Source organism: Streptomyces specialis (genome assembly GCF_001493375.1).
Lineage (GTDB): Bacteria > Actinomycetota > Actinomycetes > Streptomycetales > Streptomycetaceae > Streptomyces > Streptomyces specialis.
Map to the genome: position 1 here is coordinate 1 of NZ_LN929765.1, position 23759 is coordinate 23759.

Below are 23759 nucleotides of genomic sequence, written 5' to 3' on the forward strand. Positions count from 1 at the left end.
GCCTCGGCGTCCTCGCCCGGCTCCACGACCAGGTCCGGAACGATCCCGTCGTCGTCCACCGTCCGGCCGGAGGGGGTCGCGTAGTGGCCCACGGTCAGCTCGGCCACCGAGCCGTCGGGCTGCTCGCTCGGCATCTGGACCGTGCCCTTGCCGAACGTCCGCGAGCCGACGATCACCGCGCGGTTGCGGTCCTGGAGCGCGCCGGTCAGCATCTCCGCCGAACTCATCGTGCCGCCGTCCACCAGCACCACCAGCGGGGTCGCCGTGTCACCGCCGGGCCTCGCGTGCAGGGCGTGCTGCTCGCCGCGCACGTCGTAGGTCGCGACCAGACCGCCGTCGAGGAAGACGGACGCGGCGTCGGCCGCCTCGGTCAGCAGGCCGCCCGCGTTGCCCCGCAGGTCCAGCAGGATGCCGTCGCCCTCGGGGGCGCTCTCCACGGCGGCGCGCAGCAGCTCGGCCGAGCCGCGCGTGAACGAGCCGACGTGGATGCGCGTGACGCCGGGGACGTCCCGCGTCACGGTGACCGGCTCGACGGCGAGCGCGGCCCGTTCCACCTCGGTCTCCCAGCGCCGGCCGTCCCGTTCCAGACCGATGAGGACGGTGCTGCCGGGCCCGGCCGCCTCCTCCTGGTCGCTGCCGCGCAGCCGGCTCACGGCGTCGGTGACGGGCCTGCCGTCGAGGCCGACGCCGTCGATCGTGCGGATCTCGTCGCCCGGCCGGATGCCCGCCTCCTCGGCGGGGCTGCCGGCGTGGACCTCGCTGACCTCGATGCGGCCGTCGGCGGTGCGGATCACCGCTATGCCGGTCCCGACGTACTCGCCCTCCAGGCCGCGCGCGACCTCCTCGTACTCCTCGGCCGTGTACGCCGCCGACCACGGGTCGCCGCTGCGGCTGACCAACTGGCCCGCGTCGTCGGGCGACGAGAGTTCCGAGCCGTCGGCCGGCCCGGGCCAGGACCCGGTGGCCGCGCCGGCGACCAGGACTCCCGCGAAGACGCATGCCAGGGCCGCACCGCGCCGCACGGGGCGGGATGAAGTGATGTGACGCGGGCGTGACATGGTGCGGAGTGTAGGACACAGATCGGGGGCGTACGGCAGGTGACCTACGAAGCGGGCCGGAGATAAATCACAACCGGCTTACACCTTCAGGTACTTGAAGAGGGCGAAGAAAGCTGCCAAGGCCGGCATCAATGCCCCCGCCACCAGGATCAGCGGCAGCACCGACAGCACGTGGTCCCAGCCGATGAACTCGATCGCCGGGATCTTCTCCGCCAGGAAGTTGTTGATCGCGAAGAACTTGACCCCGACCAGCAGGAAGCACGCGAACACGGCGCCCAGCAGCCCCGCGATCGTCGCCTCCAGGATGAACGGGAGCTGGATGTAGAAGCTGGAGGCGCCCACCAGCCGCATGATCCCCGTCTCGCGGCGGCGGCTGAAGGCGGAGACGCGCACGGTGTTGACGATCAGCAGCAGCGCCACCACCAGCATCAGCAGCATCAGGCCGACCGCCGCGTAGTTGACGCCGTTGAGCAGGTTGAACAGGTTCTCCAGCAACGAACGCTGGTCCGTCACGGACTGCACGCCGGGGCGGCCGGCGAACGCGGAGGAGATCACGTCGTACTTGGTCGGGTCCGTCAGCTTGATGCGGAACGACTCCTGCATCTGGTCCGGCGTGACCACGGCGGCGATGGGCGACTCCTGCTGCTGCTCCTGGTAGTGCTCGTACGCCTCCTCCGCCGACTCGTGGTAGACCTCCTCGACGATGTCGTACTCCAGCAGCTCCGCCTCGATCTCGTCCTTCTGCTCCTGGGTGACCGCGCCCCGGGAGCAGGCCGGGTCACCGGACTCGGCGTCGTTGGCGTTGCACAGGAAGATCGAGACCTCGACCCGGTCGTACCAGTAGTCCTCCATGCTGTTGACCTGCTGGCGGGCCAGGAGCGAGCCGCCGAACAGGGCGAGCGAGAGGGCCACGGAGACGATGACCGCGAGGGTCATCGTGACGTTGCGGCGGAGACCGACGCCGATCTCCGACAGGACGAAGTGGGCGCGCATCGCGTCCTTCCAGTGCTTTCGTGCTTCCGTGCTTCGGAGGTCAGTGCTGGTAGCCGTACACGCCGCGCGACTGGTCGCGGACGAGGCGGCCCCGTTCGAGCTCGATCACGCGCTTGCGCATCTGGTCCACGATCTGCGAGTCGTGCGTCGCCATCACCACCGTGGTACCGGTGCGGTTGATGCGGTCGAGCAGCTTCATGATCCCGACGGAGGTCTGCGGGTCGAGGTTGCCGGTGGGCTCGTCGGCGATGAGCAGCATCGGGCGGTTGACGAACGCGCGGGCGATCGCGACGCGTTGCTGCTCACCGCCGGACAACTCGCCCGGCATCCGCTCCTCCTTGCCGCCGAGGCCGACCAGATCGAGCACCTCGGGAACGGTCTTGCGGATCTGGCCGCGCGACTTCCCGATCACCTCCAGGGCGAACGCGACGTTCTCGGCCACGGTCTTGTTGGGCAGCAGCCTGAAGTCCTGGAAGACGCAGCCGAGCTGGCGGCGGACCTGGGGGACCTTCCAGTTGGAGAGCCGGCCGAGGTCCTTGCCGAGCACGTACACGTTGCCGGTCGAGGCCCGCTCCTCCCGCAGTATCAGCCGCAGGAAGGTGGACTTGCCGGAGCCGGACGAGCCGACGAGGAAGACGAACTCGCCTCGTTCGACCTCCAGGGAGACGTCGTACAGCGCCGGCGCGTTCTGCCGGGGGTACGTCTTGGAGACATTGTCGAATCGGATCACGGTTACACCATGTCGGGGCTGGGTACGGGCGGTAACACCCTCTGCGAGAGGGTGGCTCCCCCTCGTTGGGGCAGACCATACGCGAAGCGGCGCTCGGCGCGCAGTCGGCGTTCGAAGCCGCCCCCTTTGTCCGCCTCTGGCTCCGGGTTCTGCGATCCGGGCCCGCGCCTGGCACAGTAGGGAGCGAGGGGGGACATGAGAGGAGACGGTCGCATGATCGCCGACTGGCTGGTGTGCGCGAACTGCACGGGGCGGGTGAGCGAGGGGCGCTGCGCCGTGTGCCGGGCGGAGCTGGCACGGCTGCGGGAGGCGCGCGGCCCGTGGGCCGTCCTGGGCAGCCCGGCGACCCTGATCGCCCTGCTGCTGACCCTGGCGGCCGTGGCGCTGCTGGTGGCCCGGCCGGCCTGACAGACGTACGACGGGCCCGGAGCGACCGTGTCGCTCCGGGCCCGTCCCGTTGCCGTCAGCCGTCAGGCGGGGGTGCCGCCCTTGGTGGTGATCAGGCGCGGCAGGTAACGGAAGCCGACGCCGCCCGCGATCATGGTCGCGGCGCCGATGATCAGCAGAGTCTGGTTCGTGGAGGAACCGGTCTCGGCCAGCTCGCCCTGGTCCCCGGCGGGGCTGGGGGTGGTCTCGGTCAGGTCCTCGGTGGGGTCGTCCTGCTCGATCACGCCCTGGCCCTCGGTGTTCGGCTCGGGGCCACCGGCGGCGGAGCCGCCCTCGTTGACACCGGCCGGACCACCGGCGTCGGCACCGCCGTCGTCGGTGCCGCCCTGCTCAGCGCCACCCTGCTCGGTGCCACCCTGCTCGGTGCCACCCTGCTCGGCACCGCCCTGCTCGGCGCCACCCTGCTCGGTGCCACCCTGCTCGGCACCGCCCTGCTCGGCGCCACCCTGCTCGGCGCCACCCTGCTCGGCGCCACCTTCCTCGGCGCCACCCTCTTCGGCGCCACCTTCCTCGGCGCCACCCTCTTCGGCGCCACCTTCCTCGGCGCCACCCTCTTCGGCGCCACCTTCCTCAGCGCCACCCTGCTCGGCACCGCCCTGCTCGGCACCACCGATGCCGATGGCACCGCCGACGCTGACGCCACCGTTCAGGATGCCGCCCGGGTCCTCGGCCGTCGCCGCGGCCTTGGAGCTCGGGCTCGCCGTCGCCGTACCGACCACGGCGAGCGAGGCGCCCGCCGCGAAAACGGCTGCCGCGGCGACCCGCGCCATGTTGGCTCGCGTCTTGGGACTGGCCATGTGTCCACTACCCCCTGTAGCTGCTGTTCGTCTGGTGACAGTGTTCCGTCTGTGGGGCAGCCTCACGCAAGGGCGGCGACGGCGCAGGGGGCATTCGGATCGGTTCCGACCCGGCCCCCGCGCAACACGCGCCCCAGAACTTAGGCATGCCGGACGAACAGCTTTGCTGTTGATCGCATACGCGTCAAGCAGGATGTCCGGTAAGTGCCCTACGCGTGGTGATAGTTGCGTGAAGGTTACTTCTCCCGCTGTTTCCGCCAGCGGATTCCCGCTTCCAGGAAGTCGTCGATATCGCCGTCCAGGACGCCCTGGGGATTGCCGACTTCGTGTTCCGTGCGCAGGTCCTTGACCATCTGGTACGGCTGGAGCACGTAACTGCGCATCTGGTTGCCCCAGGAGTTGCCCCCGTCGCTCTTCAGGGCGTCCATCTTCGCCTGCTCCTGGGCCCGTTGGTGGGCCAGCAGACGCGACTGGAGCACGCGCATGGCGGCGGCGCGGTTCTGGATCTGGGACTTCTCGTTCTGGCAGGAGACCACGATGCCGGTCGGGAGGTGGGTGATCCGGACCGCGGAGTCCGTGGTGTTGACCGACTGACCGCCCGGGCCCGAGGAGCGGAAGACGTCCACGCGGATCTCGTTCTCCGGCACCTCGATGTGGTCGGTCTGCTCCACCACCGGCAGCACCTCGACCCCGGCGAACGACGTCTGGCGACGGCCCTGGTTGTCGTAGGGGGAGATGCGGACCATCCGGTGCGTGCCCTGCTCGACGGAGAGCGTGCCGTACGCGTAGGGCGCCTTGACCGCGAACGTGGTCGACTTGATGCCGGCCTCCTCGGCGTACGAGGTGTCCAGCACCTCCGTCGGGTAGCCCTTGCGCTCGGCCCACCGCAGGTACATCCGCTGCAACTGCTCGGCGAAGTCCGCCGCGTCCACGCCGCCCGCCTCCGCGCGGATGCTGATCATGGCCTCGCGCTGGTCGTACTCGCCCGACAGCAGCGTGCGGACCTCCAGCTCGGCCACCGCCTTGCGCACCGAGTCCAGCTCGGCCTCGGCCTCGTGGCGGGCGTCGGCGTCGCTCTCGGTCTCGGCCAGCTCGAAGAGCACCTCGACGTCCTCGATCCGGCCGCGCAGCTCCTCGATCTTGCGGAGCTGGCCCTGGAGCAGCGAGAGCCTGCTGGTCACCTGCTGGGCGCTCTCCGGGTCGTCCCAGAGGCTGGGCGCCGCGGCCTGCTCCTCCAGCTCGGCGATGTCCGCCCTGAGCCGGTCGAGGTCGATCACGGCCTCGATCGACTCCATGGTGGAGGTGAGGGATTTGAGAGCTTCGGATACATCGAGGACTGCCACGCCTCCAGCGTAACCGCTGGAACTCAGGGGACGCCCGGCTCGTCGACTTCCCGCACGCCCGGGGCGTGCCCGCCGTCGCCTTCCCCGCCGTCCCCGCCGCCGGCCCGGAAGAGCCAGCCGCCCAGCACGCCCGCTCCCACCAGCCCGGCGGCCGTGATCGCCAGCCGCCGCCTGCGGCGGGCCGCGGCGCCGTGCTGGGCGGAACCGGCCCGGGGCTGGCCGGGGGCGCGCGCGACGCGGGCCGTGCCGTTCGCGCCGCCCGCCAGCTCGTCGGCGTCCGGGACGCGCATCCGGGTGTGCGTCGCCCGCTCCGAGTCGGGCGTCGAGGCGCGCACCAACGGGACGGCGGTGCGGGACGCGGCGCCGGGCGCGGTCCCGGCGCCGGGCGTCCCGGCGCGCACGGCGGCGGTGGGCGCCGCCTCGGCGGGCGGCTCGTCGGCCGCGGCGGCGAGCGGGTCGCCGATGTCCAGCGGGGGCAGACCGGCCAGGGCGGGCTGGATCTCGCGCAGCCGGGACGCCAGCTCCACGGCGCGCAGCCGGGAGGCGGGCGCCTTGGCCAGGCACTGCTGGATCAGCTCCCACAGCTCGCGCGGCAGGCCGGGAAGCTCGGCGGCGGTCTCGGTGACCTGCCGGCGCAGGACGGCCCCCGGGTGGCCGCCGCCGAACGGGGTGAACCCGGCCAGCAGCTCGTACAGCACGGTGACCAGCGCGTAGATGTCCACGGCGGCGCGCGGCGGGAGGCCCTCGACGATTTCGGGGGCCATGTAGTCCGGGGTGCCGACGACGCCGCCCCGGCCGCCGTGCCGGGGCTCGTCGATGAGCTTGGCGACGCCGAAGTCGGTGAGCAGGGCCCTGGGCTCCCGCGAGGTGGTGTCCAGCAGGATGTTCTCCGGCTTCACGTCCCGGTGCACGATGCCCGCGGCGTGCGCGACGGCCAGCCCGGCGGCGACGCCCGCGGTGATCGCGACGGCCTCGTGCGGGGTGAGGCGCCGCTCGCGTTCGAGGTGGCGGCGCAGGTCCGGGCCGCGGACCAGGTCCATCACCAGGGCGATGTCGCGGACGTCGGGGCCGCCGATGACGAGGTCGCGGACGCCGACGATATGGGGGTGCTCCAGGCCGAGGAGGGCGTGCCGTTCATGGGCGAAGCGCTCGGCGAGGTCGGGGTCCGCGGCGAGGTCCTCCCGGAGGACCTTGATGGCGACGGGGCCGCCGGGCCCCTCCCCGAGCCACACCGTGCCGGCGCTGCCGCGGCCGAGCACACGGTGGGCGGTGTAGTGGCTGCCGATGTTCCGTGCCATGGCGTGAGGCTACGACGCCGGTCCGTCGACGGCGGGACACCATGCCCGCCTTGCCCGTTTTTATGGGCATGCCTCGGAGAAATCTCACCCCCGTAAGTCGATAAATCCCCGAGGCCGCCCGCGGTCACTGGTTGTCGGGAACGCTGTTCTCGATGTCGTTCTGGATGTCCTCGCCGGTCCGCTGCGCCTCTTCGATCAGGCCGAGCATTTCCCGGACCTCGTCGTACCAGTCGGTGACGGTGTCCCAGAAACTACGGCCGTCGGCGATCCAGTCCTGAAGGGGCGTGAAGTTCCACACCAGGAAGACGACGACCGCCAGAATCAGCAGCATGAACAGGCAGCCCTTCAGGCACCCCAGACCGGGGATGCGCATCGGGTTGGCGCTGCGCGACCGGCCGCGCGGCTCGGGGGCGCGGCGCGACGGCGGCTCCTGGTACGGCGGCGGCACCGGGCGCTGATACTGCTGCGGCGGCGGGTACTGCTGCGGCTGGTGGTACTGCTGGGGCTGCTGGTACTGCTGCGGCTGCGGGTAGCCGTACCCCTGCTGCGGCGGGGGCGGCTCGGGCCGGCGCCGCTGCGGCTGTTTTTTTTACACATCTCCCAGCCCCCGGGACAGGCAGGAAATTTGTATGCCGGCTTCCGCTTGCAAAAAAAAACAACTGTACCTCAACCAACCATTGGAACCCACCCGTCAACATTGACTCATTTACCGCAACTGTGACTGATCCGCGTCGTGCGCGGTGGCGTGTCTGGGCCGTCGCGCACGGTCCACTGACGCCCCCCCCCCCCCCCCCCTCGCCGGCAGCGTCGGATGTGTATAAGAGCCAGTGCTGGGGCAGGACGCTGGTGGCGGCGAACGGGTCGGCGCCGCCGCCCGCGGAGCCGCCGGGCAGGACCTGCGTCGGCTCGGCGGAACCGGGCGGGCTGATGCCGGTGCCGGGGACCCGGACGGGCGCCGGGTCGGGCACGAGGAGCGCGGCGACGCCGAGGGCGGCCTGGCGCTGCTCGTGGCTGGTGCCCTGGCCGATCCCGGCGGCGACGGTGCGCAGCGCGCGGGCGAGGCCGGCCGCGCCGGGGCGCTCGGCCGGGTTCTTGCGCAGGCAGCACTCGACGACGGTCCACAGCGGTCCTGGCATGCCCTCCGGGCGCCGGGGCTCCTCGGAGATGTGGCGCTGGAGGACCTGGAGGGTGCTGCTGCCGCTGAACGGCGGCCGTCCGGTGACCAGTTCGTACAGGAGGATGCCGGCGCTGTAGATGTCGACGGCCGAGGTCTGGGGGCGCCCCTCGGCGGACTCCGGGGCGACGTACGAGGGGCTGCCGACGAACTCGTGGGCCCGGGTGACGCCGGGTGAGTCCGCCAGCCGCGCGATGCCGAAGTCGGTGAGCATCGGGCGCAGCGGCGCGGCGTCGTTCCCGTCGCCCGCCAGCAGGACGTTGGCCGGCTTGAGGTCGCGGTGAACGACGCCCTTGGCGTGCGCGGCGGCCAGCGCGTCGGCGATCTGCGCGGTGAGCAGGGCGGCGGCGACGGGGGTCAGCGGGCCGTTGTCGTACAGGTAACGGTGCAGGTCGGGGCCGTCGATGAGGTCCATCACGAGTGCGATCAGCTCGCCCTCGACGACCAGGTCGCGGGTGCGCACGATGTTGTCGTGGTTGTCGCCGGCCAGGCGCAGCAGCACGGACCGCTCGCGCAGGAACCGCATCACGACGTCGGGGTCGTGCGCCAGCTCCTCCTTGAGGACCTTGATGGCGACCTGCTCGCCCGGCTGCCCGGCGACGGCCGCCTCCTCGCCCGCGGCCTCCCGCTGGCGGGCGCGCCACACGGTGCCGGTGGCGCCGCGTCCGAGCGGCTCTTCGAGCAGGTACTTGCTGCCTACCGGCCGCACGCGCGCTCCTAGATGATCAACTGACTGGTGGTGACGGGGTCCCGGGCCCCTACTGTAGTGCCGCCGCCCGGCCGCGGACGGCGGCTGGTCTGGGCCCGCGACAGGGAGGACGTCACGGTGGCAGCGCCCGGTTGCCGATCGCTCCCGGTCGGTTCCGATCAGAATGTGCCAATCAAGATCGCGGAGGGTCGCAGGCGGGTCCAACTGTCCGTGGCGGGTGGGAGGATGCTTTGAGCATCAGCATCCGATGCGACGACTTGACGCGGGCGGGCACGCGAACAGCCGGGGCCGGCGGGCGAGGTGGCCGGGAGGGCCGATGCCGATTCAGATCAGGTTGACCGTTCTCGGTCACGGTGACGCCGCCTCCGGCGTCGATGTGCAGATCTCCGCTCCCGCCGACACCCCCCTGGCGGAGGTGCTGGGCGCGCTCGCCGGAGTGGTGACGCCGGGTTCGGCGGCGCCGGGCGCGGTGTTCTGCGAGGAGCAGCACCTCGACCCGCGCCGCGCCGCGCTCGGGCAGCCGCCGCTGGTGGACGGCGCGGTGCTGTCCTTCCACCGGCCGGTCGAGGGGCCGGGCCGCGAGCCGGTGCCGGCCCGGCTGCTCGTGGTGGCCGGGCCCGACGCCGGCGGGGTGCACCTGCTGCGCGGCGGCGTCGCGCGGATAGGCAGGTCGGCCGGGGCCGACATCCCTCTGGACGACCCCGACGTCTCGCGGACGCACTGCGCGATCACGCTCGGCCAGGACGGCTCGGTCACCGTCACCGATCTCGACTCCACGAACGGCACGTCGGTGGACGGCGTGCCGGTCACCGGGGGTCCGGTGCCCGTGCGGCCCGGTGCCGTGCTCCGGCTGGGCGAGTCCGCGCTGCGGCTCGTCACCTGGCTCCTATTCCCCTCTGCCGCCGCCGACGCAGAGGATACGCTCGTGCTCGGTGGCCGCCGCATCCTGTCATAATACATTGAATATCCCATCAGCGCCGGGCGCGGCTCCAACGATCAACGGCGCACATGCAACGGAGGACGCGGCGGCGGCGCGTTTCCCCGACCCGGCGACCGTGCTGCTCACCGCCCTGGAGCCGGGCCCGCGCCGGTGGGAGCGGAGCGCCGCGCACCCGGACGCGTTCACCGTCAGGCTGGGCGCCGCCCAGCGGGCCTCGGGCGCGCTGCGGCCGGTCACGGTCGCCCTGCCGGAGGCCGGTTCGCTCGGCCTGGCCGGGCCGCGCGAGCGGATCGCCGGCGTGGCCAGGTCCGACCTGGCGCAGCTCGCGGCCCTGCACCCGCCGAGCGCGCTGGAGCTGGTCGTCGTCGCCGTGGACCGGGCCGAGGAGTGGTCCTGGCCGGGCTGGCTGCCGCACACGCGCCCGGCCCGCGGCCAGGACTGCCGGCTGCTGCTCGCCTTCGACGCCCGGCAGGCGGCGGCCCGGACGGCGGAGCTGACCGGGCTGCTCGGCCGCCCGCGCGGGGCCCGCCGCACGGTGGTGCTGGTCGACGGCGACCCGGGCACGGACGCGGCGCGCTCGGCGCTCGCCCGGTTGGCCGCCGGGGGTCCCGCCGTCGGCGTCCACCTGCTGGCCCTCGCGGAGACGGCCCCCGCCACCGCCGCCTCGCCGCTGGACCGGACGCTCGACGCCGCCCGGGCCGCCTCCCCGGTCCTCGCCGCCTGCGGCGCCGTCGCCGTGGTCAGCGGCCCGGTGGCCACCGCGCTGCGGCTGGTGGACCCGGGCGGCACGCCGGGCCCGGCGTCGGGCGCGGACGCGGTCTCCCTCGCCTGGGCCGAGCGGTTCGCGCGGGCGCTCGCCCCGGCGGCCGAGAGCGCCGGGAGCGGCGCCGGGGGCGCGGGCGACGCGGGGGGGCCCGCCGCGACGCTGCCCGAGAGCTGTCGCCTGCTGGACGCCCTGGAGCTGTCCCGCGTCACGCCGGGCGCGCTGCGCGGCCGGTGGGCCGGGCAGAGCGGGCTGCCGCTGGTGCTGGGCGCGGGCGCCGAGGGCCCGGTGACCGTGGATCTGGCGGAGACCACCGGCCCGCTGTCGGTGGCCGGGCCGCCGAAGTCGGGGCGGACGGAGCTGCTGAGCGCGATGGCCGCCTCGCTGGCCGCCGCCCCGGGCCCGGCCGACCTGTCGCTGCTGCTGGTCGAGGGCGCGGCCACCGGCCTGGCGCCCTGCGCCGAGCTGCCGCACGTCGCGTCGTACCTGGGGGCGACGGACCCGGTGCGGATGCGGGCGTTCGCGCAGGCGCTGCGCGAGGAGCTGAAACGGCGGGCCGCGCTGCTGGGCGAGGCCGACTTCGCGGCCGGCGCGCCGCGCGCGACGGGGAGGGTGGTCGGCCCGCGCCCGGCCGAGGCCGACACGGACGCGCCCCCGGTGCTCGTCCGGGGCAGCCGCCCGCTGCCCTGGCTGGTGGTCCTCGTCGACGACTTCGACGCCTTGCTGACGCCGCCGCTCGGCGCGCCGGGCCGCCAGGCGGCGGGGTCGGTGATCCGCGTGGTGGAGGCGGCGGCCCGCGAGGGGCAGCGGCTCGGGGTGCGGGTGATCACGGCCGGGCGGGACGACGCGGCGGCCGGTCCGGCCGCGGCGCGGATCACGCTGGCCGGGACGCCCGCGGGCCGGGCCGAGCTGTGGCGCGGGGCCGGGCGGCCCGTTCCGTTCCAGGGCGGCCGGGGCCCCGGCCGCATCCCGCGCACCGCGACGCTGCGCCCCACGGTCGCCCGGCTGGACTGGGCGCGGGCCGGCGACCCGCCCGCCCGGCGCCCGGTGCGGGAGCTGGGGAACGGGCCGACGGACGTCGCCCTGCTCGCCAGCGCGGCGGCCCGGGCGGCGCAGACGGACCGGGCCGCGACGGCGACCCTGGTGTGAGCGGCCGGTGAGCGGATGGGCGTGCGCGGACAGCGGAAAGGTGAGCACGCGCAACGTCCTGACGCGGTTCTCGCACGCAACCCGCGCATGGGGAACCGATAACGGCCCGGTCACAAACGCAACGTGAGGTCGACGGCGGTCTTGCCGGTTCCATGAACGGGGCGTAGTCATGCCGTGGAGGACATGCGGTGTGGCAGGCCCCGGGCAGCGCGGGGGCGTTGCCGCTCCGGACGCTTCGGACGCTTCGGACGATGAGGGCGGTGCTCATGCGCGGTTCGGGCCGGGGACCCCGGCGGAGGACCACCCGCGGGGTGGCGGCGGTGCTCGCCGCCGGCGCGCTGACGCTGACCGCGTGCGGAGGCGGTGACGGCGGGAGCGGGAGCGGCCGGCCGCCGTCGATCGACCTGCCGGACCTCAGCGGGCAGTCGCTGGAGGTCGCGGCCGTGTGGACCGGCGCGGAGCGGGACAACTTCCTGCGGGTGCTGGACGAGTTCGAGGCGCTGACGGGCGCGTCGGTGAGCTTCGTGCCCAGCGGTGACAACGTCTCGCAGTTCGTCGGCAGCAAGGTCGAGGGCGGTTCGCCGCCGGACGTGGTGATGGTGCCGCAGCCGGGCGTGCTCCACGAGTTCGCCGAGAACGGCTGGCTCGCGCCGGTGGACGAGTCGGTCCAGGCGCAGCTCGACGCCAACTACACGCGGGGCTGGCAGGAGTTGGCCAACCACGAGGGCACGCAGTACGGCGTGTACGTGAAGGCCGCCAACAAGTCGCTGATCTGGTACAGCACCACCGCGTTCGCGTACGCCGGGGTCGAACCTCCCGCGACGTGGGACGACTTCGTCGCGACCGCGTGGACGGTGTGGGAGTCCGGCACCACGCCGGTCTCCGTGGCCGGCGCCGACGGCTGGACCCTCACCGACTGGTTCGAGAACGTCTATCTCTCCCAGGCCGGGCCGGAGATGTACGACCGGCTGACCGCGCACGAGATCCCGTGGACCGACGAGAGCGTCACCGAAGCGCTGACCACGCTCGCGGAGCTGTTCGGCTCGCCGCAGCTCCTGGAGAACGGCAACGACGGCTCTCTCCAGACCGACTTCCCGACCTCCGTCACCCAGACGTTCATCGATCTGGAGACCCCGGACGCCGGGATGGTCTTCGAGGCCGACTTCGTCGGCTCGGTCATCAGCGACAGCACCGACGCCGTGATCGGCGAGGACGCCCAGGTCTTCCCGTTCCCCGCCGTGGGCGAGGCGCCGCCGGTGGTCAGCGCGGGCGACGTCGCGGTGGCGGTCGCGCCGGACGGCGAGGCGAGCGAGGCGCAGCAGGCGCTGCTGGCGTTCCTGGCCTCCACCGACGCCGCGCGGATCTGGGCCGAGGCGGGCGGCTTCGTCTCGCCCAACAAGTCCCTGGAGTTCGACGCCTATCCCAACGAGGTGCAGCGCGGCATCGCCGAGGCGCTGATCGCGGCGGGCGACGACTTCCGGTTCGACATGTCGGACCAGACCCCCGCCGCCTTCGGCGGGACGACGGGCCAGGGCATGTGGCAGGGCCTCCAGAACTTCCTGCGCGATCCCGGCGACATCGCGGGGGCGCAGGAGTACCTGGAGTCCCAGGCGGACCGCGCGTACCGCGACTGACCCCAGCGACGACGGACGGAGATCGGAACTCATGGCATCCGGCAAGGCGGTGATCAAGTCCCGTCCCTGGACGGTCGCGTGCTTCCTGCTGCCCGCCCTGGCGCTGCTCGGGGCCCTGGTCGTCTACCCCATCGGGTATTCGGTGTGGCGCAGCCTGTTCGACGCGTCCGGCAAGGACTTCGTCGCCCTGGACAACTTCCGGGAGATGTTCAGCAACGACTCGATCAGGACCGCGCTGCGCAACAACCTGATCTGGATCGTCGTGGCGCCGACCGTCACCACCGCCCTCGGTCTGATCTTCGCGGTCCTGACCGAACGCATCCGCTGGGCCACGGCGTTCAAGCTGATCGTCTTCATGCCGATGGCGGTCTCGATGCTGGCGGCGGGCATCATCTTCCGCCTGGTGTACGAGCAGGACCCGGACCGGGGCGTGGCCAACGCCCTGATGACGACCGTCCACGACACGTTCACCGACGCCTCGTCCTGGCCCGACGCCCAGCCGCGCCCCGGCGGCCCGGTCGAGGTGCAGGGCGACGGTTCCTACCTGCTGACCGAGCCCGTCGAGGCCGGGTCGCCGGCGCTGGTGCCGCTGGTCGCGGTGCCGCAGCCGGAGCTGGCCGACGCCGAGCCGGCGGCGGTCGCCGCCGCGGGGCCCGGCGAAGTCGCCGGCACCGTCTGGATGGACTTCACGCGCGGCGGGGGCGGTACGGCCGGCGCCGTCGATCCCGAGGAGCGCGGTCTGGCCGGGATCACCGTCGAGGCGGTCCGGGACGGCCAGGTCGTGGCCACGACCGAGACGGCCGACGACGGTTCGTTCGTCCTGCCCGCCGAGGCCGACGGCGCCCGGGTCCGGCTGGCCGCCGACAGCTTCACCGCCCCCTACAACGGCGTCGAGTGGCTCGGCCCGGACGTCATCACCCCGGCGATCATCGGCAGTTACGTGTGGATGTGGGCCGGCTTCGCGATGGTGCTGATCGCCGCGGGGCTCGCCTCGGTCCCCCGGGAGATGCTGGAGGCGGCCCGCGTCGACGGCGCCAACGAGTGGCAGGTCTTCCGCCGCATCACCGTCCCGCTGCTGGCCCCCGTGCTGGCCGTGGTGATGGTGACGCTGATGATCAACGTGCTCAAGATCTTCGACCTCATCTACGTCATCCCGCCCGCCTCCAGCCAGGCCGACGCGAACGTGCTGGCCCTCCAGCTCTACCAGTCGTCCTTCGGCGCCGGAGCCGACCAGGGCCTGGGCAGCGCGATCGCGGTGTTCCTGCTGCTGCTCGTGGTGCCCGTGATGATCTTCAATGTGCGCAGGCTGCGACGGGAGAACCGCCGGTGACCGCTCCCACCTCCACCGACCGACTGCCGGACCCGGCGGACGCCCCGCCGCCTCCCGCCGCCGGACCACCGCCGCGCCCGCTCGCGTCCCGGCTCGCCTCCCTCGCCGCCGGGAGCGGTGTGCGGGTGGTGCTCGTGGTGCTCGCCGTGGTGTGGCTGCTGCCCACCGCCGGGCTCTTCGCGTCCTCCTTCCGCGACGCCCGCGACATCGCGTCGTCCGGCTGGTGGGACACGCTGACCGACCTCGACCAGCTCACCTGGTCGAACTACGACAGCCTGCTCGCCAACGACAACTTCACCAGCTCCATCTGGACCACGGTGGCGATCACCGTCCCGTCCACCCTGCTGGTCGTCGCCCTGGGCGCCTCGGCCGCCTACGCGTTCGCCTGGCTGGACTTCCCCGGCCGCGACTGGTGGTTCCTGGGCGTCGTGGCGCTGCTGGTGGTGCCGGTGCAGGTGGCGCTGATCCCGGTCGCCCGGCTGTTCAACACCCTCGGCATCTTCGAGACGACGCTCGGCGTGGTCCTCTTCCACTCCGCGTTCGGCCTGCCGTTCGCGATCTTCCTGCTGCGGAACTTCTTCGCCGAGATCCCCCGCGAGCTGCTGGAGGCGGCCCGGCTCGACGGCGCGGGCGAGATACGCCTGTTCTTCCGCGTGGTGCTGCCACTGGGCGGCCCGGCGATCGCCGCGCTGGCGATCTTCCAGTTCATGTGGGTGTGGAACGACATGCTGATCGCGCTGATCTTCGCGGACAACGGCTCGCCGCCGATGACGATCGCCCTCCAGCAGGAGATGCGGCAGTTCGGCAGCAACTTCGACGTCCTGGCGCCGGGCGCGTTCCTGACGATGATCATCCCGCTGGCGATCTTCTTCGCCTTCCAGCGGCAGTTCGTCTCGGGCGTGATGGCGGGCGCGGTGAAGTAGGCGCTGCGCCGATCGGAGGAAAGCGTTCCGCGACACCTCCCGCGTGCCCGGAAAGACATCCCGGAAGAGCGATTGTCGGATGGTCCGTGTAATCCGACGCGCCGCCCCCTGGATGTGCCGTGCCCCGCTTCAGCATCATCGTGCCCGCCCACCAGGTGCAGGCATACCTCCCCGCGTGCCTGGCGTCCGTGCTCTCCCAGGACTTCCGCGACCTCGAACTGATCGTGGTGGACGACGCCTCGCCCGACGCCTCCGGCGAGATCATCGCCGAGGCGGCGGCGGCCGACGACCGGGTCACCGGCCTGCGGCTGGCGGCCACCGCGGGGCCCGGCCCGGCCCGCAACGCCGGCCTCGCCCGCGCCACCGGCCGGTACGTCCTCTTCCTCGACGGCGACGACACCCTCGCCCCCGGCGCGCTGACCGCCCTCGCCACCCGGCTGACCGCCACCGGCGAACCCGCGCTGCTGCTGTTCGACCATGCCCGCGTCTCCTGGGACGGCACGGTCTCCCCCGGCGTCCTCCCCGGCCTCCTCGACGAACGCGACGGCCGCGTCCTCACCCTCGCCGGGCGGCCCACCCTGCTGAGACTGCCGCCCGTCGCCTGGTCCGCCGCCTACCGCCGCGACTTCCTCGAACAGCACGGCCTGCGCTTCCCGCCCGGCCACTACCAGGACGTCCCCTTCCTCTACCCGGCACTGGCCGCCGCCGACTCCCTCGCCGTCCTGGACCGGGTCTGCCTCCACCACCGCGAGCGCCGCACCGGCGGCCGGGCCCGGAACGCGGGCGCCGGCCACCTCGACCTCCTCGCCCAGTACGAGCGGCTGTTCGTCCGCCTCGACGAGCTGCCCGGCGCGGACCGCTGGCGACCGGCCCTCTACCGGCGCATGGTCGACCACCTCACCACCGTCTACCGCACCCGCGGCCTGCTGCCCGCCGCCGACCGCGCCGAGTTCTTCCGCCGGGGCGCCGCGCTCTGCCGCCGCCACCGGGCCGCGTCCGGCGCCACGGCGATCGGCGCCGGCCGCCGCGACCGCCGCGACCGGCTGCGTCAGCTCCTGCTGCGCCTCGGCGCCCGCCGCGCGTTCCCCCGGCTGGGGCCCGGCCACCGCCTGGCCCGCCGGGTCCGCCGCCGGATCGGCGGCGGCCTGCGCGCCGCGCTGCGCGGCGCGCTGCTCCGCGCCCACTACCGGTGCCAGTTGCGCCGCCCGCTCGACCCCGGGCTCGCCGTCTTCGCCCAAGGCAGCGGCGGCGGCCACGCCTGCGCGCCCACCGCCATCGAGGCGAAGCTGCGCGAGCTGGCCCCCACCGTCCGCACCGCCTGGGTGACCCCGCCGGGCCAGGAACGGCCCCCCCTGCCCGCCGGCGCCACCCGGCTCGTCCCCGGCACCGCGCCCTACTGGACGGCCGTCGCCCGCGCCCGGTTCCTGGTCAGCGGCACCGGCTTCCCCCCGGCCCTGGTCAAGCGGCCAGGACAGCTCCGCCTCCAGACCCACCGGGGCACCCCCCTGGCCCACGCCGGTCTGGACGCCGCCGACCGCGACATCGCCCGGCTGCTGCGCCAGATCGACGGCTGGGACTACTGCCTGTCCGCCAACCGGCACTCCACCCTGGCCTGGGAGGGCGCCTACCCGGCCGACTACATCACCCTGGAGTACGGCTCCCCCACCGCCGACGTCTCCCACCCCGCGACCGCCGACGACGTCCTGCGCGTCCGCGCCGGACTCGGCATCCCCGACGGCGTGCTGGCCGTGCTGTACGCCCCCGCCCGCCGCCGCCACCCGCGCGGCCACCTGCCGCCGATCGACCCCGAACGGCTGGCCGGCCGCCTCGGCCCCGGCTTCCTGCTGCTGGTCCGCGACCCAGCGGCCACCCCCGGCTGGAGGAACTGTGCCTGGCGGCCGACGCGCTCGTCACGGACTACGCGCCCGTCCTGTTCGACTACGCCAACCTGGACCGGCCCATCGTCGTCCACGCCGTGGACTGGGAGGCGTACCGGGCCGTGCACGGCGCCTACTTCGACCTGCTCGCCGTCGCCCCTGGCCCGGTGACCCGGTCCGAGGAGGAGCTGCTGGCCGTCCTGGCCGGACCCGGGCTGTGGACCGACCCGCGCATGGCCGCGCTGCGCGCCGAGTTCCGGCGGCGGTTCTGCCCGTACGACGACGGGTTCGCCGCCGAACGCGTCGTCCGCCGCTTCTTCCTCGACGGCACCGGCGTACCGCCCGTCGTCCCGCCCGAGGCGCGGCGCCCCGCGCCGGGCGCGGTCCTGGTACGCGCCACCGCTCCCCGACCCCGTTCCGGACACCCCATCCACACCGGAGGCTGACCATGTCCTATCTGATCACCGGCGGCGCCGGGTACATCGGTTCCCATGTGGTGCGCGCCCTCGCCCTGGCCGGCGAGCAGGTCGTCGCCTACGACGACCTGTCCACGGGCGACGCCTCGCGCGTCCCCGACGGCGTCCCGTTCGTCCAGGGCACGACGCTCGACCGGGGGCTGCTGGACCGGACGATCGCCGACCACCGGGTCACCGCCGTGATCCACCTCGCCGCCAAGAAGCAGGCCGGCGAGTCCCTGGCCCAGCCCCTGCGCTACTACCGGGAGAACGTGCACGGCCTCCAGATCCTGCTGGAGGCGGCCCGGGGCAACCGGGTGGGCCGGTTCGTCTTCTCCTCCTCCGCCGCCGTCTACGGCACGCCCGAGGACGACCTCGTCACCGAGGACACCCCCTGCGCGCCCGCCAGCCCCTACGGCGAGACCAAACTCGTCGGGGAGTGGCTGGGCCGCGACGCGAACCGCGCCTACCGCATGGCCACCGCCTGCCTGCGCCATGTCAACGTGGCCGGAGCCGCCGCCCCCGGGCTGGCCGACACCGGCGGCGACGGGCTCATCCCGGAGACCTTCGCCTACCTGTCGGCGGGCTCGCCGCCCCGCGTCTTCGGCGCCGACTACCCGACGCCCGACGGGACATGCGTCCGGGACTACGTGCACGTCGAGGACCTGGCCGAGGCCCATGTGGCGGCGGCCCGCGCCCTGGCCGAGCAGCCGGAACCCGAGCACCTGACGCTCAACATCAGCCGTGGCGAAGGCGTGTCGGTGCGCGAGATGGTCACGCTGATCGCGCAGATCACCGGCCACGAGGACCTCGCCCCGGTGATCGCGCCGCGCCGGCCCGGGGACCCGGCCCGGATGGTCGTCAGCCCCGAACTCGCGGCCAAGCACCTCGGCTGGACCGCCCGCCGGGACCTGACCGCCATGATCACCTCCGCCTGGGCCGGATGGCTCAGCCGGGGATCGGCCTGCCCGCCACCCGAGCCCCGCGCGGCCGGGGGCGGGCGCCCGAGCCGGGCCCCCGCCCCCGCGCCGTCAGCGGTTGCTGCGCAGCAGTGTCCGCATCGTCCGCATCGCCACCGACAGGTTCGACAGGTCGAAGCTGTCCGAGGACTGGATCTCCCGCAGCGTCGTCCGGGCCCGGCCCAGGATCGCGCTGCTCCGCTCCGCCCAGGCCGCGAACCGCTCCTCCGGAGTGGCGTCGGGACCGCCCGCCGCCAGCACGTCCGCGGTGATCAACTGGTGGGCCGCGTACAGATCCTCCCGGATCGCCGTGCGCGCCATCGACTGCCAGCGGTCCGCGCGCGGCAGCTCGCTGATCCGGTCCTTGAGACGGGAGATGCCCAGCTCGTCGCTCAAGTGGTAGTACACCTCGGCCACTTCCAGCACGTCGTGCCCGGTGCGGTCGGCGACGGCCACGATGTCCAGCGCCGGGAAGACGGCCGAGAACCCGGCGACCTGCTGGGCCACTTCGGCGGGCACGCCGTTGCCCGTCAGCTCGTCCAGCATCCTGCCGTACCACTCCTGGTCCAGACCGCGCAGCAACTTCGGCAGCTCCGCCCACACCTGGCCCACCCGGTCGGCGAACAGCTCGATCGTGTCGGCCAGCTTCAGCGGCTGCGGACGGTTGTTGAGCAGCCAGCGGGCGCCGCGCTCGACCAGGCGCCGCGCGTGCAGCCGGGTCCGGGTGAGGACCGTCGCCTCGACCTGGTTGTCCAGCCGCTCGGCGATGTCCCAGATCTCGGCGAGGTTGAAGATGGCGCGGGACGCGGTGTGCGCCCGGACGATCTCCTCGGTCGAGGCGCCCGACTCCTCCTGCATGCGGTGGACGAACGATGAACCGCCGGTGTTGACGGTGTCGTTGACCAGGAGCGTCGTGATGATCTCGCGGCGCAGCGCGTGGCCGTCGATCCGCTCGGCGAACCGTTCCCGCAGCGCCGCCGGGAAGTACTCGAAGAGGAGCCGACTGACGTAGAGGTCGTCGGGCAGCCCGGTGTCGAGGAGTTCGGCGGTGACCGTCAGCTTGACGTAGGCCAGGAGGACCGCCAGCTCCGGCTGTGTCAGGCCCCGGCCGGCCACGCGGCGCTCGTGGAACTCCTCGTCCGACGGCAGGAATTCCAGCTCACGGTCGAGCCGGCCCTCCTCGCCGAGCTTGCGGATGAGGCGCTGGTGGGCCTGGACCAGGCCGGGCGCGGTGGTCTGGCCGTTGGCCAGGGCCACGTTCTGCGCGTAGTTGTTGCGCAGCACGAGCGCGCCGACCTCGTCGGTCATCCCGGCGAGGAGCCCGTTGCGCTGCTTGACGGTCAAGTCGCCGTTGGCGACCACCGAGTTGAGCAGGATCTTGATGTTCACCTCGTGGTCGGAGGTGTCGACGCCCGCGCTGTTGTCGATGGCGTCGGTGTTGCAGTGGCCGCCGGCCAGCGCGTACTCGATCCGGCCGCGCTGGGTCAGGCCCAGGTTGCCGCCCTCGCCGACGACCTTCGCGCGCAGGTCCCGGCCGTCCACGCGGATCGCGTCGTTGGCCTTGTCCCCGGCGTCGGCGTGCGTTTCGGCGGACGACTTCACGTAGGTGCCGATGCCGCCGTTCCACAGCAGGTCCACCGGCGCCTTGAGGATCGCCTTCATCAGATCCGCTGGGGTCAGCGCCGAGCCGCCGCCCTCGATGCCGAGCGCCGCCCGCGCCTGCGGGGTGAGGACGATGGACTTGGCCGAACGCGGGTGCACGCCGCCGCCCTTGGAGAGCAGCGCCTTGTCATAGTCCGCCCACGAGGAGCGCGGCAGCTCGAACAGGCGGCGCCGTTCCGCGAACGAGACGGCCGGGTCCGGGTCGGGGTCGATGAAGATGTGCCGGTGGTCGAAGGCCGCGACGAGCCGGATGTGCTCGGAGAGCAGCATCCCGTTGCCGAAGACGTCGCCGGACATGTCGCCGATGCCGGCCACCGTGAAGTCCTGCGTCTGGGTGTCGTGGCCCAGTTCGCGGAAGTGCCGCTTGACGGACTCCCAGGCGCCGCGCGCGGTGATGCCCATGCCCTTGTGGTCGTACCCGGCGGAACCGCCGGAGGCGAAGGCGTCCCCGAGCCAGAAGCCGTACGAGGTGGCGACCTCGTTGGCGATGTCGGAGAACGTGGCGGTGCCCTTGTCGGCGGCGACCACGAGGTACGTGTCGTCGCCGTCGTGCCGCACCACGTCCCGGGGCGGCACGACACGGCCGTCCACCAGGTTGTCGGTGATGTCGAGCAGGCCGGAGATGAACGTCTTGTAGCAGGCGATGCCCTCGGCGAGCCAGGCGTCGCGGTCGGCGGCCGGGTCGGGGAGCCGCTTGCCGACGAACCCGCCCTTGGCGCCGACCGGCACGATCACGGTGTTCTTCACCTCCTGCGCCTTCACCAGGCCCAGGATCTCGGTGCGGAAGTCCTCGCGCCGGTCGGACCAGCGCAGCCCGCCGCGGGCGACCTTGCCGAACCGCAGGTGGACGCCCTCGACCCGGGGTGAGTACACCCAGATCTCGAACGCCGGGCGCGGCTCGGGCAGTTCGGGAATGGCCTTGGGCTCCAGCTTCAGCGACAGATAGGCGTGCGGCTCGCCACCGCCGTCACCCGCCCCTTGGAAGAAGTTGGTCCGCAGCGTGGCTTTCACCACCGTCAGGAACGAGCGGAGGATCCGGTCCTCGTCCAGGGTCGAGACGTTCTCCAGGGCGCCGTCCAGCTCCTCCAGCAGGCCGTCGATGATCTCCCGGCCGGCGCTCTGGCGCTGGGGGGCGAGCCGGGCCTCGAAGAGGTTGACCAGCAGCCGCGCGGTGTGCGAGTTCTTCCGGAGCGTGGCCTCCATCGTCTCCTGCGTGAAGCGGGCGCCCGCCTGCCACAGGTACTTGGCGTAGGCGCGCAGCACCATCGCCTCGCGCCAGGTCAGCCCGGCGGACAGCACCAGCGCGTTGAACCCGTCGTTCTCCGCCGCGCCCGTCCACGCGGCGGCGAACGCCTCCTGGAACCGCGCGCGGACGTCCCCGACCATGCCGCCGGCCAGGGACTCGGGGACCCGCAGGCCGAAGTCGTAGATCCACGCGGTGGGTCCGCCCACGGGCCGCAGCTCGTACGGCCGTTCGTCCACCACCTCCACGCCCAGCGCCTGGAGAACGGGCAGGACGGCGGAGAGCGAGACCGGCTCACCCGTGCGGTAGATCTTGAACCGCCGTTCGCCCGGTGCCGCGTTGACCGGTTCGTAGAGGCTGAGCGCGAAGTCCTCGCCGTCGCCCGGCCGCAGGTTCGCCACGTACTGCACGTCGGCGACGGCGGCGCGGGGGGCGAAGTCGGCCTTGTAGCCCTCGGGGAACGCGTTCAGGAAGCGGTGGCCCAGCTCGGCGGCCAACTCCTCGCCGCACTCGGCCAGCAGGGCGTCGGCGAACCCGTCGGTCCAGGACCGGGACGCCTCCGCGAGCCTGGCCTCGATCCGCTCGACGTCCGCCTCGGTCAGCTCCGGCAGCTCGGTGCCCGGTGCCACGCGGACCACGAAGTGCAGCCGGGAGAGCACCGATTCGGTGTTCCAGGCGGTGAAGTCGACGTTGGTGCCGTCCAGTTCCTCGGCGAGGATGTCGATCAGCCGCAGCCGGACGGACGTCGTGTACCGGTCGCGCGGCAGGTAGACCAGGGCCGAGTAGTACCGCCCGTACTCCTCCTGCCGCAGGAACAGCCGCAGCCTGCGGCGTTCCTGGAGGTGCAGCACCGAGGTGGCGATGGAGCCGAGGGTTTCCACGTCGGTCTGGAACAGCTCGTCGCGCGGGTAGGTCTCCATGATTTGGAGCAGGTCCCGGCCGCTGTGGCTGTTGGGCGCGAACTTGGCCCCGGCCAGCACCTCGGCGACCTTGTGCCGGATGACCGGGATGCGGCGCACCGACTCGGTGTAGGCGGCGGCCGAGAACAGGCCCAGGAAGCGGCGCTCCCCGACGACCTTCCCGCTCTCGTCGAACTCCTTGACCCCGATGTAGTCCAGGTAGGAGCGGCGGTGGACGGTGGAGCGGCTGTTGGCCTTGGTGAGGATCAGCAGCCGGGGCTCGCGGGCCTTGGCCCGGGCCGAGGGCGAGAGCCGGATGAACGCGGCGGAGGCGACCGGGCGTTCGGCGTCCGGGTCGTGCGCGGGGTCGGCGCGCAGGATGCCGAGGCCGGTGCCGGGGACCGCCCGCAGCACGTCGCGCTCGCCGCCGTTGTCCTCGCGGGACAGCCGGTACTCCCGGTACCCGAGGAAGGTGAAGTGGTCGGCGGCGAGCCAGCGCAGCAGCTCCGCGGCCTCCCCGACGTCCTCGGGCCGGATCTCCCCGGCGAGCGGCTCGGTGGCCAGGTCCTCCGCGATGCGCAGCGCCGTGCCACGCATCTTCTGCCAGTCCTCGACGGACTCGCGCACGTCGACCAGGACCCGGCGCAGGTCCGTCTCGATGCGCTTGAGGTCCTCGCGGTCGGTCTCGCGGTCGATCTCGACATGGATGAACGACTCCACCACCGCGTCCCCGGGCAGCGCACCGTCCGGGCCTTCGGCGTCGAGCACCTCCAGCAGCCGCCCGGCGACGTCGCGCCGGACGACGACCTGGGGGTGGATCACGAGGTGGATGCCGCGGCCCTGGCGGGACAGCTCGTTGGTCACCGAGTCGACCAGGAAGGGCATGTCGTCGGTGATGACCTCGACCACGGTGTGGCTGCAGGTCCAGCCCATCTCCTCGACGGTGGGGGTGTGGACGCGCACGTTGGCGGTGCCCTGCGGGCGGTCGGCGGCGAGCCGCAGGTGCGACGAGGCGGCCCCGTACAGATCGACCGGGTCCCGGCCGGCGAGGTCCTCCGAGGCGATGAAGAGGTAGTACCGCTGGAGGTACGCGCGGAGTGCCGCGGGACCCAGGCCGTGCGGGGGCTGCTGACCTCCCGCACCGCCGTGCTCGGCTACCCGGGCGGCCTGTTCCAGAAGTTCGGCCTTGGCTTCGTCCAGCTTGGTGTGCATGTCCTCTGGCTCCTGTCGCGCGCCGTTGCGTGACGTCGAGAAACGGTCACCGGGCAGCGCTCGATCTCATGGATGGGGTGCTCCCGGGGAATCGGACCAGTGGCGGACCTGGCCCGGGCCGGCACCGGGTGCCGAGAGGAGGCGGCGCTGCCTCCGGCCGGAAC

The 23759-nt window shown here is 73.1% G+C and carries 12 protein-coding genes and 4 pseudogenes; 8 read left to right on the forward strand and 8 right to left on the reverse strand.

Annotated elements, in window-relative coordinates:
- The 3 genes from BN2279_RS04770 to ftsE all read right to left on the reverse strand — a co-directional run.
- Positions 1-1058: S41 family peptidase (locus BN2279_RS04770; RefSeq protein WP_104530937.1), on the reverse strand; the 1058-nt coding region annotated here is incomplete at its 3' end.
- 78 nt (positions 1059-1136) lie between these two features.
- The gene (gene ftsX, locus BN2279_RS04775; protein WP_059006784.1) at positions 1137-2051 is read right to left on the reverse strand and encodes a permease-like cell division protein FtsX; all 915 of its coding nucleotides are present in this window, start codon (positions 2049-2051) and stop codon (positions 1137-1139) included.
- Between the two features lie 40 nt (positions 2052-2091).
- Positions 2092-2781: a cell division ATP-binding protein FtsE gene (gene ftsE, locus BN2279_RS04780; protein ID WP_059006786.1), complete on the reverse strand. Its 690-nt coding sequence runs from the start codon at positions 2779-2781 to the stop codon at positions 2092-2094.
- A 195-nt stretch (positions 2782-2976) separates the two neighbouring features.
- Between ftsE and BN2279_RS04785 the strand changes: the two genes are divergently transcribed.
- Positions 2977-3189 carry a hypothetical protein gene (locus tag BN2279_RS04785; RefSeq protein WP_407702190.1) on the forward strand — a complete coding sequence of 71 codons (213 nt, stop codon included), beginning with the start codon at positions 2977-2979 and terminating at the stop codon, positions 3187-3189.
- A 62-nt stretch (positions 3190-3251) separates the two neighbouring features.
- On the opposite strand, the gene BN2279_RS28865 is transcribed toward BN2279_RS04785, so the two are convergent.
- The 4 genes and pseudogenes from BN2279_RS28865 to BN2279_RS28345 all read right to left on the reverse strand — a co-directional run bounded on the left by BN2279_RS28865 (position 3252) and on the right by BN2279_RS28345 (position 8549).
- Entirely contained in the window at positions 3252-4025 is a 774-nt protein-coding gene (locus BN2279_RS28865; RefSeq protein WP_107115512.1) for an LPXTG cell wall anchor domain-containing protein, read from the reverse strand.
- 236 nt (positions 4026-4261) lie between these two features.
- Entirely contained in the window at positions 4262-5368 is a 1107-nt protein-coding gene (gene prfB / locus BN2279_RS04795; protein WP_059006794.1) for a peptide chain release factor 2, read from the reverse strand.
- Between the two features lie 23 nt (positions 5369-5391).
- A complete protein-coding gene (locus BN2279_RS04800) occupies positions 5392-6666 on the reverse strand; it encodes a serine/threonine-protein kinase (RefSeq protein ID WP_059006796.1) in 1275 nt (424 codons plus the stop codon).
- Between the two features lie 124 nt (positions 6667-6790).
- Positions 6791-8549 (reverse strand): annotated as a pseudogene (locus tag BN2279_RS28345) (serine/threonine-protein kinase).
- Between the two features lie 322 nt (positions 8550-8871).
- Here BN2279_RS28345 and BN2279_RS04815 point away from each other — a divergent pair.
- The 7 genes and pseudogenes from BN2279_RS04815 to galE all read left to right on the forward strand — a co-directional run.
- Positions 8872-11401: pseudogene (locus tag BN2279_RS04815) on the forward strand (FHA domain-containing protein).
- A 251-nt stretch (positions 11402-11652) separates the two neighbouring features.
- Positions 11653-13035 carry an ABC transporter substrate-binding protein gene (locus tag BN2279_RS04820; protein WP_104530935.1) on the forward strand — a complete coding sequence of 461 codons (1383 nt, stop codon included), beginning with the start codon at positions 11653-11655 and terminating at the stop codon, positions 13033-13035.
- A gap of 31 nt (positions 13036-13066) precedes the next feature.
- Positions 13067-14365, forward strand: coding sequence for a carbohydrate ABC transporter permease (locus tag BN2279_RS04825; protein ID WP_059006804.1), 1299 nt, complete (start codon positions 13067-13069; stop codon positions 14363-14365).
- A complete protein-coding gene (locus tag BN2279_RS04830; RefSeq protein ID WP_079031846.1) occupies positions 14362-15288 on the forward strand; it encodes a carbohydrate ABC transporter permease in 927 nt (308 codons plus the stop codon). Before BN2279_RS04825 ends, BN2279_RS04830 begins: the two co-directional genes overlap by 4 nt.
- Positions 15289-15443: 155 nt before the next feature.
- Positions 15444-17084: pseudogene (locus BN2279_RS04835) on the forward strand (bifunctional glycosyltransferase/CDP-glycerol:glycerophosphate glycerophosphotransferase); the annotation flags it as partial.
- A 95-nt stretch (positions 17085-17179) separates the two neighbouring features.
- The gene (locus BN2279_RS30925; RefSeq protein ID WP_267887110.1) at positions 17180-17611 is read left to right on the forward strand and encodes a CDP-glycerol glycerophosphotransferase family protein; all 432 of its coding nucleotides are present in this window, start codon (positions 17180-17182) and stop codon (positions 17609-17611) included.
- 2 nt (positions 17612-17613) lie between these two features.
- Positions 17614-18567 (forward strand): annotated as a pseudogene (gene galE, locus BN2279_RS27165) (UDP-glucose 4-epimerase GalE); the annotation flags it as partial.
- An 84-nt stretch (positions 18568-18651) separates the two neighbouring features.
- Here the strand turns inward: galE and BN2279_RS04845 are convergent.
- Complete coding sequence (locus BN2279_RS04845) at positions 18652-23595, reverse strand: NAD-glutamate dehydrogenase (protein WP_059006808.1); 4944 nt, start codon at positions 23593-23595, stop codon at positions 18652-18654.
- Positions 23596-23759 lie beyond the last annotated feature (164 nt).

Excerpts from the sequence above, each read along its gene's own strand:
- ftsX (WP_059006784.1), bottom strand. The coding sequence starts at position 2,051 with ATGCGCGCCCACTTCGTCCTGTCGGAGATCGGCGTCGGTCTCCGCCGC.
- BN2279_RS04785 (WP_407702190.1), top strand. The coding sequence starts at position 2,977 with ATGAGAGGAGACGGTCGCATGATCGCCGACTGGCTGGTGTGCGCGAAC.
- BN2279_RS28865 (WP_107115512.1), bottom strand. The coding sequence starts at position 4,025 with ATGGCCAGTCCCAAGACGCGAGCCAACATGGCGCGGGTCGCCGCGGCA.
- BN2279_RS04800 (WP_059006796.1), bottom strand. The coding sequence starts at position 6,666 with ATGGCACGGAACATCGGCAGCCACTACACCGCCCACCGTGTGCTCGGC.
- BN2279_RS04820 (WP_104530935.1), top strand. The coding sequence starts at position 11,653 with ATGAGGGCGGTGCTCATGCGCGGTTCGGGCCGGGGACCCCGGCGGAGG.
- BN2279_RS04825 (WP_059006804.1), top strand. The coding sequence starts at position 13,067 with ATGGCATCCGGCAAGGCGGTGATCAAGTCCCGTCCCTGGACGGTCGCG.
- BN2279_RS04845 (WP_059006808.1), bottom strand. The coding sequence starts at position 23,595 with ATGCACACCAAGCTGGACGAAGCCAAGGCCGAACTTCTGGAACAGGCC.